Source organism: Alteromonas sp. D210916BOD_24 (assembly GCF_047159385.1).
Lineage (GTDB): Bacteria > Pseudomonadota > Gammaproteobacteria > Enterobacterales > Alteromonadaceae > Alteromonas.
Genome location: NZ_AP038333.1, coordinates 3,569,339 through 3,585,656 on the forward strand (window position 1 = coordinate 3,569,339; position 16,318 = coordinate 3,585,656).

Below are 16,318 nucleotides of genomic sequence, written 5' to 3' on the forward strand. Positions count from 1 at the left end.
TATACTTTTTGAATAAGATCGATTAAAAACGCGTGTTCAACTGAACACTGAAAATATGCGCGGTTGCTGACTGTGTACCTGTGAACGTTGAAGTAAACGTTCCTTGTGCATTCAGTGCACGTGTTTTGTTAATGTCAGCTTCTCTACCATCTATAAAGACATAAGCAACGTCAAGGGTAGTATCTTCGTTCATCGTATAAGTCAAGCCACCTGACACCCAATGACGATCGGTATCGGGAATACTTAATGAGCGGTTTTCAACGGTCACAACACCATCGTCGTAGGCATAACCTGCGCGAAGCGTGAATTCATCGTTAAGCACGTAAGTCACACCAAAGGCCGCACGCCATGAATCGTCGAAATTTTCTTGTTTGATAAGGAAATCAGACCCATAGGCAAGGTTCGCCTCTAATTTCTCAAACGTGCTCCAGTCTGTGAATACCAAGCTTGCCTGAACTGACCACTGTTGGTCGATTTTCTGATTTATTGCTAATTCAGTAATTGCAGCAAAGTTTAAATCCAGACTTCCCGGCTGATTCAAAGTTGCTGTAATACTTGAGCTTACTTCACCACTTAGTTCCAACTGCGTTTCTGCACGGTAAGATAATGCAACGTTAGTCGCTTCTGTCGGTTGCCAGAATACACCAGCATTCCACCCGAAGCCCCAATCATCACCTTCTAATTTAAAGATTGATGTCGTTGCAGGAATCGTGCTTTGAACAGCTGCACTTAAAATTGGAGAAAGACTTTGTGATACACCTGAGCTAATTTCTGCATCGGCAAACGTTGCACTGACACCGAAACCTAACATTAGCGTATCATTCACTTTGTAGGATACTGCTGGATTGAAAGTCACTGATTTTACTTCTGCAGTATCAGCAAAGTGTAAGGCTTCAAAATCATCAGAATAATCTGAACGCAGACCGTAAGAGGTAAATACTCCAACACCCGCCGAAAACTTGTCATTAACTGGCGCGACATAGAAAAAAGACGGAACAAATGCGACATCAGCTATATCGTCTTCCTGCGCAGCGGCTGCACCTACAACCTGACCACCTAATGCATAATTAACTGAACCGTTAATATCGACTTTCGGGTCGATAAAGCTAACAGAACCACTGAACTCAGCTTCTTTAAATACACCAATTGCAGCAGGGTTAGTCGCTAAAATAGAGGCATTTTCTGGTGTGGCCGCTTGACCAGCCATGGCACGACCTAAACCGTTTGCACTATGCTCGTTAACTTGGAAACCAGCAGCCAGCGCAGAAGAAGAGGCGAAAGTCGCAAGCGCTAAGCACACTGAGGCACGTAGAGAAAACTGTTGCTTCATAAGATACTCATTGTAATAGGGGAAAATTGCAGCTCGGCATTCTACGGATATGAGGAGTTTTGTTCAATGCAAGTAAACGCCATTTACGCGCTTTTATCGCATTTTTTACAATTATAGCGACCATTTCGACGATTTTATAAACAAGATTGCTAAACTTTGGTTAACCAATTTGTGCAACATTGTTAACAAAAGTAAGACTAACGACAAAGAGCTCCTTATAACAAGACCATGCTTCACTATTCCTTGCTTAGTCATTGCAGGGCACTTCGAGAGAGATCTCGAAGTTTCGCCAACAGATCAGCCTTTGTGTTCAGTAAGGTAAAATGAAAAATGGCGCCCACACCGCCATAAAGTTAATTAGGTTGGTTTAGGGGAAAAATACAGAGGAAATTATATGAGTAACACTGTACGTTCAGCTAAAGTACACAGAAAAATTTTCTTACACGCAGGCTTAGGTAGGGCTATACCGTTATCAATTCATAACGGGCTTTTCCTTTTTCTTTTGCTCGGTAAAGCGCTTTATCTGCCTCATCGATAAGTAAATCAAGCGTTACCTCATCTACTCGTTCCGCATAAACAGCGCCAATTGAACAACTCATAAATGGATGCCTGGCGCCTTTGGCATGAGGCAATTGTGCTGCTTCCCATTGTGCTAATAGCAAATTACACTGCATCTCTATTTGCGGCTTATCTACATCACTTAGTACGACAATAAATTCTTCCCCGCCGTAACGACCCAATATATCGGTTTCCCGTTTAAATACTGACTTCATTATTTCGGCCTGCACTTTAATGGCCTCGTCACCCTGCTGATGACCAAATCCGTCGTTATATTTTTTAAAATCGTCTAAATCGAGCATGAGCACCGCCATTGATACACTGTGCCGTTTACTGAGTGCGAGCAGTTTCACACTTCGCTCTCGCAACGCTCGTCGGTTTAATAGGTTAGAAAGGGGATCATACTTACTCAGTGTGAGTAGTCTGTCATTGATGTCTTTGAGCATACTGACACTTCTATCCAAGCGATATTTTGCATAGGCGCAGACAAATAATGAACCCAGTACAAAAGCGATACTGATAGTCACCCTTTCACCATATATGGGTGCCAGTCTCATTAAAACTAAGAACCCAGTAAAATTGAGAACACTGGTGGTAATGGCCAGCTTAAAGGGAATACCCAATGCAAATACACAGAAGAAAGCGTATAAAATTGTGCCTTCATAGGGGAAAACAAACTCGAACTCGTTCCAACAGGCCCATATAAGCCAATAGTTGCTGTACGTAAGCGCAACGAGTAAACCGGTAAAAACGTATTCTCGATATTGAATGAAGCCTCGCCAATACGACGCCATCACTACCAAAACTAAAATGGGGAGTTGCACGAATAATCGATGAAAAAGATAAAGTTCATACATCGTGCTTGGCAGCAAAATCATGTCAGCGCCCATAAAGGCGAGCATCAAACCAGCGCCGATAATAAGTGCAATTCGAAGTCGAATGATCTCACTGGCCTTATGACGCTTCACGATTAAAACCTATAGGCAATAGAAGTTAATACAATGCTACAAGTATAACGTTAACTTAACAAACGTGCCTTGGCCTTTCGACTACTACTCGTCACCCAACTCAAGTTTACTCAAACTCTCTTGAAGGGCTTCCAAAGTAACAGGTTTGGTTACTATATCGTCCATTCCTGCCTCTTTAAATGTGACATGACGTTCTTTGAAAGCTTCTGCGGTAAGCCCGATTATAGGTACCTTACCCAAATCACCCGCGAGCTTTCGAATTCTAGTTGTCGCTTCGATGCCGTCCATTACAGGCATATGCACATCCATGAAAACCACGTCAATGCCTCCTTCCTCAGCCCGAGCCACGGCTTTTAGTCCGTTATCTACATGTTCAACTTTACATTGCAGCTGTTCTAACAATGCTTGGGCAACTACGGCATTAATCGCATTGTCCTCAGCCAGCAGTACCCTGAGCCCTGAGCGAAGACCTTGTCCTTGCTCAGTAGTATCGAAGCCTGCACTAGCCATACTTTCTGGCATAACGCGAGACTGCACTTCAGCTATAACCGTAAAGCATGAGCCTTCTCCTACTTTACTTACGACTTTGATATCTCCACCAAGCAATTGTGCCAGTTGTCTGGCGATAGAAAGGCCCAGACCAGTGCCGCCATACTTGCGTGTTATCGAAGAGTCAGACTGAGTAAATTTGTCAAAAATGTGCTCTAAGCGCTCTGGTTCTATACCAATTCCGGTGTCTTTCACCGAGATCACTAATTTATTGTCAATGACCTCGGTAGTAGACGGTTTTTTAAGCTTAGCGGAAACACTAACCGTGCCTTTGTGAGTAAATTTAATTGCATTACTTACCAAGTTAATCACTATCTGACGCAGTTTGGTTATATCACTGGTCACGGCTACCGAAGTCATATTCTTACTGTTGTAAGTCAGTAGTGTATTGTTGGCACTTGCATTAATACCAAGCAGTGTAATCAAGTCATTAAGCATGCTATCTAAATCAAACTCAGTCACATCCACTTCGGACATGCCCGATTCAATTTTAGACAAATCAAGTACATCATTTATGACCTGGGCGAGAATAGTAGCTGAGGATTTAAGATCTCTTGCGTATTGATGCTGCTTGTCAGACAAAGGGGTATCCAATAGCAGGGTAGCGAGACCTTGAATACCATTTAATGGCGTTCTGATTTCATGGCTCATTACAGCGAGAAAGTCTGTTTTTGCGCGGTTAGCTTGCTGCGCTTGTGCGACATATTGTTCAATCTTACCCGACATGACCTCCACATCTCTGGCAAGCTCACCGAGTTCATCATCTTGTTTTACATCAATGTGAACTTGCTTGTGAACAACAGCAATGCGACTGGCTGCCGATTTGATTTTTTCGATGGGAGAGATTACAAAAACCTGTGTAATCCGCCCCATAATTAAACTGACAATAGCCACGGTAAACAAGATGGTAAGTACTGTCATCCACGCTATTTGTGATAACGATTCCTGCAAATCATCTGCTTGCTGAATGACTGTGATTTTCCAATTCCAGGGATCAAAATGACTGCATGCAAACAAAATAGCGGTACTATTGAAATTGGACTCTCCAAAGGCCACGAGATGCTTACCTATCTTTTTATTTTGTGCATCACTGGTTTGCGGCACCAAGCCGTTGTCCAAACTGCTGAAAATCACCTTCTCGCTACTTTTTTCACTAATGGAAAAATGACGTCCAGTGGTTTGATGCAACTTGGTCAACTCTTCAAATACTTCCGCTTGGTATGCTTTTCGAAATACAGAGACATTTTCTAAGCCGGAATCAATCAGCAGGCCACTGCGCTCATCAATAAGCTCGAGGACGGAAAGGGTCAGGGTTTGGGTGAGTAATTGATACTCCCGCTCTCGCACTGACTCGTAGGCTGTCAGATACGCCCAATATCCTGTAAGCGCCATCCCCACAAGCAAAATGGGAATATAAATGACTAACAGCTTGGATTTGATTCGCATAGATATTCTTGTCAAATATTAGTGATAAATGTGGTTTTTAGAGAGCTTCAAATAATTTGAAGGTATTGGTAACTGTAATCTGATAGCAGTCGCCACATTCACTGCAACTGTGTAGTTATCCATCTTGTCGACGGGGATCCCGTTTGCCGACTTGTTGTCGAGGATCAACACCGCCTTTTTCGCCGCCGACTTACCAATACTCTGTGCCTCGGAAACCACCCCGATCAACGCGCCATTTTTTACCGATTCAATACTTTCTGCAAATAGTGGAAATAATTGATATTCTGAATAAACCCGTTCGATAAGCCCGTCCGCTTCCACCAATGGACCTGAAGATAACCAATATCCGTCAAGCATATGAGCATGCTCACCAAGTCGCCTGGCAATGTCATCCGTCATGGTGATAATCCCTTCCTCACCTTTTATATAGGGCGTGCTGATAGTCACAAAGTTAATATTTTCATACTGTTCTTGCAGCGCAACCAGCTTTTCTACTGCGGTAGCGGTAGAAGGATAAGTAGAGTGAACCAGCCCAACAGTAAGCGGTTTACTTGGTTTTGCTGCACGCAATATCCCATCTAGCATATCGAGTTTTACTTTGGCATCCAACACATGTGACTCTCCCGTAATATTACGAGGACTCGCTTTACCTAATGCAGGAACAATTCCTTCCTCTACTGGCGCAGAGACCACCATAAATAGCTTTGGAATGTGAGCAAATTCTTCTGACTGATAAAGTGCTCTGGTGGCTAATGTAGCCACAGAAACGATCAAATCAGGGGGAGACTGGTGCGCCAACGTGCGCAATATATCACTGGCTTGCGTTTCAGAGCCTTCGGCATTGTAAATGGAAAAACGAATGTCATGCTCAGGTAAAATACGGGTTAGCTCATCGGTGAAGGCTTCGCGAGACTCACTGACAATTGGTACGGGAAGAGTCTCGATAATGGCAACATTCACTGTTTCCTTTGCAGCGACACAAAATACACTCAGCCACCAAAAGACAATGAAAAAACAGACCTTCAGCATATATTTAAATCCAAGTAATGACTTATTACTTACATAATTATAGTCATATCATAAAGTTATTCTATTGAGTTTCATAGACAAAAGTCTAAAGCGCGTTAGCGACTTCTGAAAACACATTCACACTTTTAAATTTTTTTAATATTAAAAAATATGGACGCGGTGATGTCGTCTGCCGCAGCAGTAACAGAAAATGGCAAAAGTAGTTTATTGCGACAACCTTAATGAATTCTAACGTCACCAAGGTACAAAAAATGTTGCTTCATGGCGTGGTGAAGGCGAAGGAAAGGCAGGCTAAGTTATACAATTCATATTTGCGTTTTATCCAACGTTCAATCAAATTTTGGACTTCTTTCTTTCCAGCACAGTAATATATTATTTCACCTTGCTTACATTACATTAACACAAATATAAACTATGCTGCTTATTGAATCGCAATAGATAAATCTGTAGTCATGAAGTTGAAATTAAGTACTTTGCTGTTGGGTGTGGTTGTTAACACGACATTAATTGCTTCCCCACAAAACCAGATAACGCCAAGTGTCACCGTGGTTAAAGTGCCTTACATTAGCCGTGAGACTAATCACGTCGATTACGTGCATAAATTAATGGAGCTGGCGCTGGATAAAACAAAAGCAGAGTTTGGGGACTATCGGATCCAGTACCACGACACTGAAACCCTGCCTGAACGACAGTTAAGAGGATTGGAGGAGGGGGAACAAGTAAGTGTTACTTTTTCCCACGCCAAAGCGAAATGGGATAACGCTGCTATCCGCGTGCCTTTTCCTTTGGCAAAAGGCTTAGGCAGTTATCGATTTTTCTTTACCCTGCCAAAGCACTTACCTTCGTTGGAAAAAGTAGATTCGCTTGACGACTTTTATCAGTTCATATTCGGACAAGGCCTAGGATGGTCAACCGCAAGTATACTTGAAGATCATCAATTTCGCGTGGAGTATAGCAGTCGCTACGTTGGCCTGTTTATTATGTTGGAATCAGAGCGATTTGACCTGCTGATGCGAGGTGCTTTTGAAATTCTGGGTGAAGAACAGCACCTTAAAACTGAACATCCTAGCATCACATATTCCCCCGACATCGCTATGCTGACATTACTACCCATGTACTTCTATGTGTCAGACACACAACCAGAGTTAGCTATACGCTTGGAACGAGGCTTAAAAATTGCCTTCGAAAGTGGTGAATTCGACGAACTGTTTACGCTGTATTTTCAAGACGCCGTGCAATTTGTAAATTCGCCGACGCTCCGGTCATTTTGGATCGACAACCGAAACGTTAGCGCAGAACAATTTTACGAAATTAAGCCTTACCTGTTGCCCGAATTAATAGAAAAAATCGAGCCCAATATCCAACCGAAGCTTTAACAGCAGTAGCGAAAATTGTAAAAGAAAAGCTAAGGTTGCGCTATTCGATGATTTTCTAAAGTGATGGTTATTTATCACTGGGGCTATTTTAAACGCGTTACTTTCTCGTCACTGATATCGACTAAACTAGGTCCTCGATGTTTCGATTCAAAAGCAGGATCTATCTCAGCCTTAGTTTGTTGCAGACTCCATAAACCCGCATATTTATTAAATGAATATTGCTTTAAAACGATTGCTTGCAAATAACCATGCCATCCATCTAGAAATAGTTTCCGGAAAAAAAACTGATGGATAAACTCCCACCATGATCGGATAGTGGCAAAAAATAGGTTACTGCTTTTTCGTTTCGCGTATTTTTCTTTAGAAAGTAGCCATGAATATTCATTATGCTTGGCGATGCAATGCCCATAGTTCCTGTAACTGTAATGAATGAGTCCTCCACGTAAATACCCCACCTTCCCTGGCGGGAAAATGAGAGTTTCGTGAATTTGAGCAGAAGGATAATGCGCCCCTTTTTTAATAAAAAGTCGAGCCTGTGGTGATGCATACCTTCCATTCCTGAGCTTTTTCCCTAAAAAAAATGGCACCCACGGAATACGATACACTGAACATGGAACAACCTCTTGCGTTAGCAAATTGTCAATTTCCAACTTCAACTCCTTTGACGCCCGTTCATCTGCATCAATAGCGAAAACCCACTCACATTGCACTTTTGCAAGCGCTCTTGCTCGTTGTCGACCGTAACCGGGCCAATCAGTACTGTAGATTTCTGCATCGTATTTCATAGCAATATCTACTGTTTTATCACTGCTACCACTGTCTAATATAATGATTTGATCAGCCCAACCATCTACTGAGTCTAAACATGCCTCAATTCTATCTTCTTCGTTACAACAAATAATAGTGACCGCTATCGTTCGTCTTTTCCGTAACATTTACTTCCCCTTGTTGCGAAATAAATTAGATGATCGCTTGTTGCTATCTAGTGCTTTAAGCGCAGCGTCATATACTTCTTCTACGCTTATCAATTGCATCGCGCGCTCATCATGAACTCTTTCATGCCATTTCACCTGATGTGGACTTTTACCTAAATAGCATTGGACTGCTTCAGGGTATTTGTTAACGGTAAATTCCAATGCGGCATAAGGACCTGACAACTCAGGCCTAGCGACTGCGAATAGGCCTACAACCGGAATGTTTAAGGCTGTAGCCATATGAATTGGGCCGCTGTCGGGGCTGATAAGGACCTCGCTCACTCTCAACAAAGCGACTAGTTCAGAAATACTTGTTTTACCGATAAGGTTTAAGAGTGTCTTAGCATGTACGTGGCTCAGTATCTCTTTTTCTTGTAATCTGTCTAAAGCGGAACTTCCGCCAACCAAAATTAAATAACAATCCACTTGGTCAATTAGCCGTTGAATTAATTGTACGTAGTGTTTTGCAGGCCATGTGCGCTCTTTTTTACTTGCGGCAATATTAATGACAATGCTGGGTTTATAGGAAGCGACAATAGACTGACTTATGCCTTTTTCACTATTTATGTACCAATTAAACTGATTGTTTTGCGCACCTACATAATATGCAAACTGCATAAAGCCATCAGCCAAATGCTCTTCTTTAAATTCAATTGACTCACTGACGAAATATTGGTGCAGGTCTTTGGCGCGAACTGTGTCAAACCCTATCTTTCTCTTTGCTTTTATTAATGGGTAGATTAGGTTAGTTCGCAAACTCGCCTGTGCGGCCAGTAGTATGTCGAAGTGAATACGTTTAAAAGTGTTTCTTAACGTTAAATAGTCCTTAAACGTTCTGGGTTTATCGATAATGAGAAACCGTACATTTGGCATGCCCGCAAGCATTTCGGCAACGGGCTTCGTGGTTACCCAGGTGAACTCACATTCAGGAAATGTCGCTAATATGGCATTTACAGCAGGTGTTGCTAAAACACAATCGCCAAGCGCTGAGAGCCTAAAAAAACAAATTTTCATGGGTATCGTGTTCGCGATTTATTAGTGAGTAATCGATAGTTACATTGATTTTTCATTGATGAAGAAACACGTTGTTTCGAGAGCCCACTAATTCCTGAAACCACTCTTGTTCTGCGGCAAAATCATGGGGCACTTGTTTTTCAGTTCTGCTGCCAGTCAACGATAGTGATTTAAAAAAATCGAAACCATATACATTGAGAGAGGCAAGGGAAGTATTCGACAACCAATACAACATCATAATGCCCGTCGATGGCGGAGCCCCCAAACGCGCCTTTATTTCAAGATAAAGTGTTTGCGGGAACAAGTAGAAGGGTTCGTTCATCATCCATTGTTGAATTCGTTTTCGTTTATGGGACATCCAAATCAATTTCTTTGTTGAAAGCCCGCGGTAATGGCTCTCTTTAATTGACGTTGCTAATGCTAACCAGTCGGTTTTTACACCATGGCTTGATGTAGAATACTTAGGTGCTCTGTTAATACGTATAACAATGTCATTAGCATCGATTGAATTGCCATAAGTGCTTGAGCACAATGACCGGGCATTTCCAACTAGTGCGACATGCTTGCCTTCAACCGCACTCGCTATCGACCAGAAGTCATCAACCAATTTTCTGTTCAAAAAGCCATCATCGTTCGTATAAATAGCCTTATAAAACCTAATTTGGTCTATAAGTTTTATCGTTTGACTTTGTGAGCGTTGAAAGACGACAGTTAAATTCATCATTTTTGTTCGTATAACTAGTTAAGCTACTGAACAGACTAATTAATTATTCTGAAGAACCGCTGATTTGAAACTGAAGTTTTGATTTTTAAAACGACTTAATGGCTGCTATTTTTTAGTACATCTAATTGGCGGTCATAGACATCTGACTCGAAATCAAAAGCCCCTAAAATGGTGTGGAATATACTGAATTGAGAGTAGTTTCCAGCTTGACTGACACGCTCTATTTGCAAATTTTTATGCTTCAAAAATGCATTAGATGTCCAAATCAAAAAAGGAATGTTCTTTTGATAGTCAGGTGCAAAGGTGTAAGGTGTTCCATGGAGATACAAACCATATTCTCCGAGAGATTCTCCATGGTCTGATAGATACATCATTACGGATGGCGTGTCATTGAGGCTCTCCAACGCTTTTATTGTTTGAGCTAAAAAATGATCCGTATACACAATAGTATTGTCATATGCATTGACTAACTCTTCAGCTTCACATTTTCTAATTTCTTCTTCCTGACACACAGGAGAGAACCTATTAAACGCTTTTGGATAGCGATCATAATAGCTAGGTCCATGGCTACCTTTGGTATGCAATACAACTAAGATTTTATTTGCGTCTGACGATTCAATCACACTTGCCAGATCGCTCAATAACACCTCATCGAAACGACACTTTTCACCATTACACGCTTTTTTTAGTTCCCCCGCCTCAACATACGATGACACTTCAATGGGCGGCTCTCCCCAGTTGTTGGTTCGCCAAATTACTTCGGCACCATGGCGGTGCAAATATGTGGGTAGGGCTTCAAAAGATAGGTATTCTCGACTCGGCGCTAAAATGCACGCTAGCGACCCCGTCGTGTACGTTGTGCACGACTGAGTACCATTCAATATAAGCAAGTTTGATTGTGCTTCTAAGAGTGGATTGGTCTTTTTGTTATAGCCGTAAAGTGAAAAGTTATCTGAACGAGCGGTTTCTCCAATGACCAATACGACAATCGTTTTTCTGGCATTAGTAAAACGCCCCTGAGGTAATTCACTCTGATCTTCTATTGAGCGACTTGTACTCATATAGTGTCGCGTTGAATTGATAATGTAGGACCACGGTAAGATTTTCCCACCAAGCATACTCGCGTGCTTGTCAATCCATAACCAACTTGTTGAGTTAGCATAGAGAAACAACAATGCGAGACATGTGATAACTAAACCGTTTGCAGCTATTCGTATTCTATCCCAATTCCCACTTCTAACTTTAAATAATAGAAAGGCAGGTAAAATGCCCACAATAACTGTATAAGATATTGCATCAAACGTGAATAACTCCTGAGATTCACTGAGCCGGGTATTGAAAATGTTACCCATCATCATTCTATCGAGGACAACGTTATACACTGTCATAAAATATAATGCAGTGACGTTAAGTACTGTCGTTATTGCTAAAAACAGACGTAAAAGTGAGGGCGAAATCAGGCCGATAAAAGTACTAATAACAAAAGTAAAATAAAAGGCTATCGAGAATACTGATAGAAATACTTGTATCCCACTAAAAGTAGTAATCCCCACATTTGCAATGACATATTTAAACAGTTCAATATTAAAAACTAATGTAGACAGCAAACTGACAACGAATATGTAAGTGCTTGTTTTTGGGGGTTCAGCAAAAATCAATTTCATTTTGATGTGACTGTTTTTGACAACAACACTCCCATTACCAATAGGCTGATGCCAATACTTAGTGACACTACAAATAAGGCAGGTACTTTAAATAGCATAACGCAATATAGTAATAATGAATTAAAAAGCAGTAGAAAGCAGAATTGGGCACTGGGCTTTGTAATCCACCACATCCACCAACGGGTATACTTTCTTGTTAAATACTCTCCGATTAGCCCTGCTGTGATCCCTATAACCATGCCCAAAACCAAGTCCGCAGGCCAATGTGCTCCTACTGCTACTCTCGATACCGCTACGACTGAAGCTAATATGAAAAGCCCCACCGTTAAGCCAAATTTTATCTTCGGTGAAGTTTTATTGTTGCGCATTAACACAAACAGAATTGCCGATAAGGCTGTAAAAATCGTTGTTGTGTGCCCTGAAGGAAAGCTTGTATGGGCGGTAAGCGTCTTTCCTATGATGGTAAAAGTGTTATTATCCAAAATTGCTGCAGGGCGTGGTATTGAAAAAAAGTGTTTTCCCAAATGACTTACGATTAAGGCGAAAGGAATAGCACCAAACATGGCGGCCCAGCACCGTGGTTGAATTAGCCACACAAATGATAAAAGCGGTATGAGAATAAGTGCATCACCCAAATAGGTGACATTTAGCCAAAATGCTTCTGGCATAAATTGTAATTCTTTATTGAGCCACATAAATGGAACCGCTTGCCCATTTGTATAAGCATTTTTATCAATTGCGATACTTGCCACTACAAGGACGATCAAAATTCCAACACTGACTAATTTCCAATGTCGGAGTTCAGAATGCTGCCCGATCACAATAGAAGCGGTTTTAGAGTACATATGTCACCTCAACATCAAGTGACACCAACGTATCTAAACAGTCTTAAGATTTACTTATTCAAAACTTAAAACTATCTGAAATTACTATACTTTTTCTTAACTAGGGTAATTTAAATGAGAGAAACGCTTTTTTAATTATTGCCAATCATCGCTTATTACGTTGCTGCAATAGAGTAGTGTTTTAAGAGGGGCGTATACACGTTGAACGTTCTATAGCACGCTATAGCTTTATTCTGATTTTGGCAAAAACATTGTGTGCATATTTAAATGCAATGGAACGCCTATACAAGTTTAGTTTTCCAAACTTTGCGATATCATCTTCGAATTCACCACCAAATCCATAACTTAAATAAAAAGCAGTGACGTTACTGAGCGAATATTTGTAGCGCATTTGAAATGCACTTTCTGCAAATGAAAAGTCTTCTAAATCTTCCAGCTTAGCTAAGCGCCCTGAATGATCGACTTCATATTGTCCTAACTGTCTGGCCTTACCTATGACTGATTCAAATTTAAAGCGAAGCTCTTGGTTATCTGCAATCTGGTAGTCGATACTCAATGCGATACCTTGCTCTGTGAAGTGATATTCATTTACTAAATTATCTTCATCCCAATCAAACCAACTTTCACTGTTATATTGAGTTGCGGTAAATGATGCCAGTAGACTGTCACTAAACTGTCGCTCCAGCTGACTTTCTACACTATAGAAGTCACCAGAAAAACCTTCCGTTCCGCGCTCAGCAACAAAAGATAGACTCCCCCAATCGTATTGAGGTGTCTCAACTTCAAACTCCGCAATATAGTAGGATGGAAACCAAACTGAGCCATTGCCTCTTGTGATCAAATCATCGACGCCAGAAGAGCCATACTCAATGTTTAACTGGATTTCATAGCCAGATTCTGTAACCAGTTCAATCCCAGTATCTATTGCCTTTGGCAGTGATTCATTCTGAAAGTTAGTTTTGACTTCGGTTTCTAACGAAAAAGCGATATCTCTGATATTCAAAAAGTTTAGGTCTGGAATCTGGTAAGTATACTCATACTCAAATTGCTTTCTGTTAACTTGCCGAACAAAGCCAATGTCATTTAGCTGTAGGTCATTACCATAACTAAAAATACTCACTTCGTGGATATGTCGCTGGAACAGCTCAGTGCTACCATATAACCACCATCCAATGTCATTGACCATTTGGAGGTTTTGTTCAGTTTCAGTTTTCACTAAACCAGCGAAAACTTCTGTATTTTCGGATAATGCCAAAGTGAAATCGGTCGCGAAAACCGCGGCTTTTCTATTAATGCTAGGCGTATCAACATAATTTACAGACAGGCCTAATTTGTTTGCCCCAACATGGTATTGACCTCGAAGTGACCAAAAATCCCGCCCCTTTTTCCCCGCAGATGTGCTTTCAAATGCAGATAGTAAACCCAAATCAAAAGTCTGGTTACCGAATGTATATTTGAACGCTGAATTAAGTTCTCTTTGGTAGTCTTGCTCGTAGAATGATTCCCCACCAATTCTCGGAGTATGAACCACTCGTAAATTTTCTGGCCCATTAACATTGAATATATTTTGATTTTCATTGAAGAAAGGGCGACGCTCACTAAAAAAATTTTCTATTGCAGAAAAATTGACGACAAGTTCATTTGCTTCAACTTGCGCAAAGTCTGGGTTTAAAGTTGCGCTAAACTTATGATTATTTGACGTATTCCAAAATATTTCGACCCCAACATCCTGAGAACTTCTACTGTTTTCTATATTCTTGTTAATAGAAACATATGGGAATATATCTAGGTTTGACTCCGTAATAACGGTTACCGTTTCTTTCTTAAAGTTTGCTAAGAAACTATTCATCGACGCATTTGCCGGAATGGATGAAAAGGTCGTATTTGTCGCTTCATCATAACGAGTAATGGATAAACCATATGTATTCTCGTTTTTTAATCCAAATGTCATTACTGACCATGGAATATAAATTTCAGCTGACCAATCAGATGCCGTTCTGTTCGTGGCATATTTCCAATCGCTACTCCAGTCTAAATCCAGCTCTTTATTTTGTTTGTAAATACCATCATACGTATAGCCCTGATGATTGACTGCAAATACATAACTAAACTGCTCAGTATTGTTCATATCTAACATTATCTGAACGTTGTCATTTGAGAAAAGGGTATCGTTCTCCTGCGTACGGAGTCTCAATACGCCTGATACACGTGCTGAAAATGCTAGGTAGAGCCCCTGTTGTGTGGGATAAACCTGATAAAAGAAATTGTCGTCGTTCTTTAAAAAAGTCTGAGGGACAACCTGAAAATTTGTTGAATGCCTGGGAATGTTTTTCCATATTGCATCATCAAGAATACCGTCTAAATAGACATTCTCAGCTAACGAAACGGCAGGATAGATGATACTAATAACTAGAAAGACAAGTTTACTTTTTCGCATGGATGAAAGAAAAAACAAGGAGTTATGCCTCATTATTCAACAAAAGAGACAAAAGTGGCCGTTTTAGGTCTTTCTCGACAAGACTTTTGAATACAGATCGCTTTGTTACCATTACGGTATTGAATTTTTTACACATCCACATGTCAACGGCAAAGGCAATCTGCAAGAGTATAAGCATGAGAAACATAAAGTTAGATATATTGCAGCGAGGGATTATTTGACAGAGTGCCTTAACCCCTTTCGGTATAGTAACCAAAGCCTCGTTTGGTCTTTATAGGAAGCTCATATCCCAAGGCTTTGACTTTTTTCCTTGCCGATGACATATGAGCCTCTAAAGAATTCTTGGCTATTGCATCGAATTGACCTGCTAAATATTCACTCAATTTTTCGGCAGAAATAACTTTGCCTTGATTGGAAAAAAGGCATTCTACAATTTTATATTCATTGGGGGTTAAATGGGCATCATTGTCACCGCATTTTAATAGCTTTAAATGCAAATCGAGAGACAACTGCCCTATGCTGATCCTACTTTCATTAACATCCATCAAAGAGCCACGGCGCATTAAACAGAGTAAACGAACATGTAACTCATCGAATGAAAAAGGTTTCGTTAAATAATCATCTGCACCGTTCAATAAACCTTCAACTTTATCTTCAGTAAGGTTTTTGGCTGAGAGGATCATTACTCGAATATCTTTTTTGGCTTGTCTAATCGCTTTTAAAATGGAAGTTCCGTCTACAGATGGAAGCATCAGGTCTAAAATAAGTAAGGAATAATCGCCGGCCAACGCCATGCTTAGACCTTCAGATACATCACCTGTATCATCAATAGTGAATCCTAGATTAGATAAACCCACTTTTAAACTTCTACGCAGTGATACGGAATCTTCAATTATGAGTAAGTTCAAATCAAGTAATCCAAGAAAACATAATGATATGAGTCAAAGATAGTCCTCAAACTTTAAGTTTTACTGAATATTGACTGAAGTTTTCGTTCGCTCCCAACTTAGCTAAATACGTAGATCAGCACTAAATGTCATCTATTAACTAAGTCGGAAAGTGGGGGCTAATCACTTTCCTTTAAAAATCAGTGTGTCTTTTTGGAGTGCATTCAAACAAGGTTGGAAAGTAGAGTTTTTCCCTTTCTCAATAAGGCTAAACCTGTGTGCAAACAAAGATGGAAAGTGAGTTTACGCTGTCGAATTTGAGCGCATGTTATAGTTATCAAATTTGTATTGAGTACGTAACCAGAAATAGAATGGCATACCTGTGACGAGTTCCAGCCTCCTAGCAAAGGTGTGATCAACGCTTATATGAACACGCTTATATGAATAAGTCTTAACTTGATCTGTCCGATTCGACTAGCAGAACTTAATCAAATCTGACTGTCTCACTTGTGCCATT

Annotated in this window: 12 protein-coding genes; 1 reads left to right on the plus strand and 11 read right to left on the minus strand. The window is 40.6% G+C overall.

Annotation, left to right across the window (positions count from 1 at the left end):
• Positions 1-22: 22 nt before the first annotated feature.
• The 4 genes from ACMCM8_RS15500 to ACMCM8_RS15515 all read right to left on the minus strand — a co-directional run bounded on the left by ACMCM8_RS15500 (position 23) and on the right by ACMCM8_RS15515 (position 5,880).
• Positions 23-1,330: an OmpP1/FadL family transporter gene (locus ACMCM8_RS15500; RefSeq protein WP_412723487.1), complete on the minus strand. Its 1,308-nt coding sequence runs from the start codon at positions 1,328-1,330 to the stop codon at positions 23-25.
• A 461-nt stretch (positions 1,331-1,791) separates the two neighbouring features.
• Positions 1,792-2,856, minus strand: coding sequence for a GGDEF domain-containing protein (locus ACMCM8_RS15505; RefSeq protein ID WP_412723488.1), 1,065 nt, complete (start codon positions 2,854-2,856; stop codon positions 1,792-1,794).
• An 84-nt stretch (positions 2,857-2,940) separates the two neighbouring features.
• A complete protein-coding gene (locus tag ACMCM8_RS15510; protein WP_412723489.1) occupies positions 2,941-4,851 on the minus strand; it encodes an ATP-binding protein in 1,911 nt (636 codons plus the stop codon).
• An 18-nt stretch (positions 4,852-4,869) separates the two neighbouring features.
• Positions 4,870-5,880: an ABC transporter substrate-binding protein gene (locus tag ACMCM8_RS15515; RefSeq protein ID WP_412723490.1), complete on the minus strand. Its 1,011-nt coding sequence runs from the start codon at positions 5,878-5,880 to the stop codon at positions 4,870-4,872.
• Positions 5,881-6,332: 452 nt separating this feature from the next.
• Here ACMCM8_RS15515 and ACMCM8_RS15520 point away from each other — a divergent pair, with 452 nt between their 5' ends.
• Positions 6,333-7,256 (plus strand): hypothetical protein, encoded by a 924-nt coding sequence (locus ACMCM8_RS15520; RefSeq protein WP_412723491.1) that lies wholly within the window; start codon positions 6,333-6,335, stop codon positions 7,254-7,256.
• An 83-nt stretch (positions 7,257-7,339) separates the two neighbouring features.
• On the opposite strand, the gene ACMCM8_RS15525 is transcribed toward ACMCM8_RS15520, so the two are convergent.
• From ACMCM8_RS15525 to ACMCM8_RS15555, 7 genes are all read right to left on the minus strand, one after another.
• Positions 7,340-8,191 carry a glycosyltransferase family 2 protein gene (locus tag ACMCM8_RS15525; RefSeq protein WP_412723492.1) on the minus strand — a complete coding sequence of 284 codons (852 nt, stop codon included), beginning with the start codon at positions 8,189-8,191 and terminating at the stop codon, positions 7,340-7,342.
• Positions 8,192-9,244 carry a glycosyltransferase family 9 protein gene (locus tag ACMCM8_RS15530; RefSeq protein ID WP_412723493.1) on the minus strand — a complete coding sequence of 351 codons (1,053 nt, stop codon included), beginning with the start codon at positions 9,242-9,244 and terminating at the stop codon, positions 8,192-8,194.
• Positions 9,245-9,296: 52 nt separating this feature from the next.
• Positions 9,297-9,863: a glycosyltransferase family 29 protein gene (locus ACMCM8_RS15535; protein ID WP_412723494.1), complete on the minus strand. Its 567-nt coding sequence runs from the start codon at positions 9,861-9,863 to the stop codon at positions 9,297-9,299.
• Positions 9,864-10,063: 200 nt separating this feature from the next.
• Positions 10,064-11,632, minus strand: coding sequence for a phosphoethanolamine--lipid A transferase EptA (gene eptA, locus ACMCM8_RS15540; protein WP_412723495.1), 1,569 nt, complete (start codon positions 11,630-11,632; stop codon positions 10,064-10,066).
• Positions 11,629-12,477 carry a phosphatase PAP2 family protein gene (locus ACMCM8_RS15545; protein ID WP_412723496.1) on the minus strand — a complete coding sequence of 283 codons (849 nt, stop codon included), beginning with the start codon at positions 12,475-12,477 and terminating at the stop codon, positions 11,629-11,631. Before ACMCM8_RS15545 ends, eptA begins: the two co-directional genes overlap by 4 nt.
• A gap of 220 nt (positions 12,478-12,697) precedes the next feature.
• Positions 12,698-14,932: a DUF5916 domain-containing protein gene (locus ACMCM8_RS15550; RefSeq protein ID WP_412723497.1), complete on the minus strand. Its 2,235-nt coding sequence runs from the start codon at positions 14,930-14,932 to the stop codon at positions 12,698-12,700.
• 212 nt (positions 14,933-15,144) lie between these two features.
• Complete coding sequence (locus ACMCM8_RS15555) at positions 15,145-15,822, minus strand: response regulator transcription factor (RefSeq protein ID WP_412723498.1); 678 nt, start codon at positions 15,820-15,822, stop codon at positions 15,145-15,147.
• Positions 15,823-16,318: the final 496 nt, after the last annotated feature.

Bases quoted from the DNA above. Each gene is read 5' to 3' on its own strand.
- ACMCM8_RS15500 (WP_412723487.1), bottom strand. From the start codon at position 1,330: ATGAAGCAACAGTTTTCTCTACGTGCCTCAGTGTGCTTAGCGCTTGCG.
- ACMCM8_RS15510 (WP_412723489.1), bottom strand. From the start codon at position 4,851: ATGCGAATCAAATCCAAGCTGTTAGTCATTTATATTCCCATTTTGCTT.
- ACMCM8_RS15515 (WP_412723490.1), bottom strand. From the start codon at position 5,880: ATGCTGAAGGTCTGTTTTTTCATTGTCTTTTGGTGGCTGAGTGTATTT.
- ACMCM8_RS15520 (WP_412723491.1), top strand. From the start codon at position 6,333: ATGAAGTTGAAATTAAGTACTTTGCTGTTGGGTGTGGTTGTTAACACG.
- ACMCM8_RS15525 (WP_412723492.1), bottom strand. From the start codon at position 8,191: ATGTTACGGAAAAGACGAACGATAGCGGTCACTATTATTTGTTGTAAC.
- ACMCM8_RS15530 (WP_412723493.1), bottom strand. From the start codon at position 9,244: ATGAAAATTTGTTTTTTTAGGCTCTCAGCGCTTGGCGATTGTGTTTTA.
- eptA (WP_412723495.1), bottom strand. From the start codon at position 11,632: ATGAAATTGATTTTTGCTGAACCCCCAAAAACAAGCACTTACATATTC.
- ACMCM8_RS15545 (WP_412723496.1), bottom strand. From the start codon at position 12,477: ATGTACTCTAAAACCGCTTCTATTGTGATCGGGCAGCATTCTGAACTC.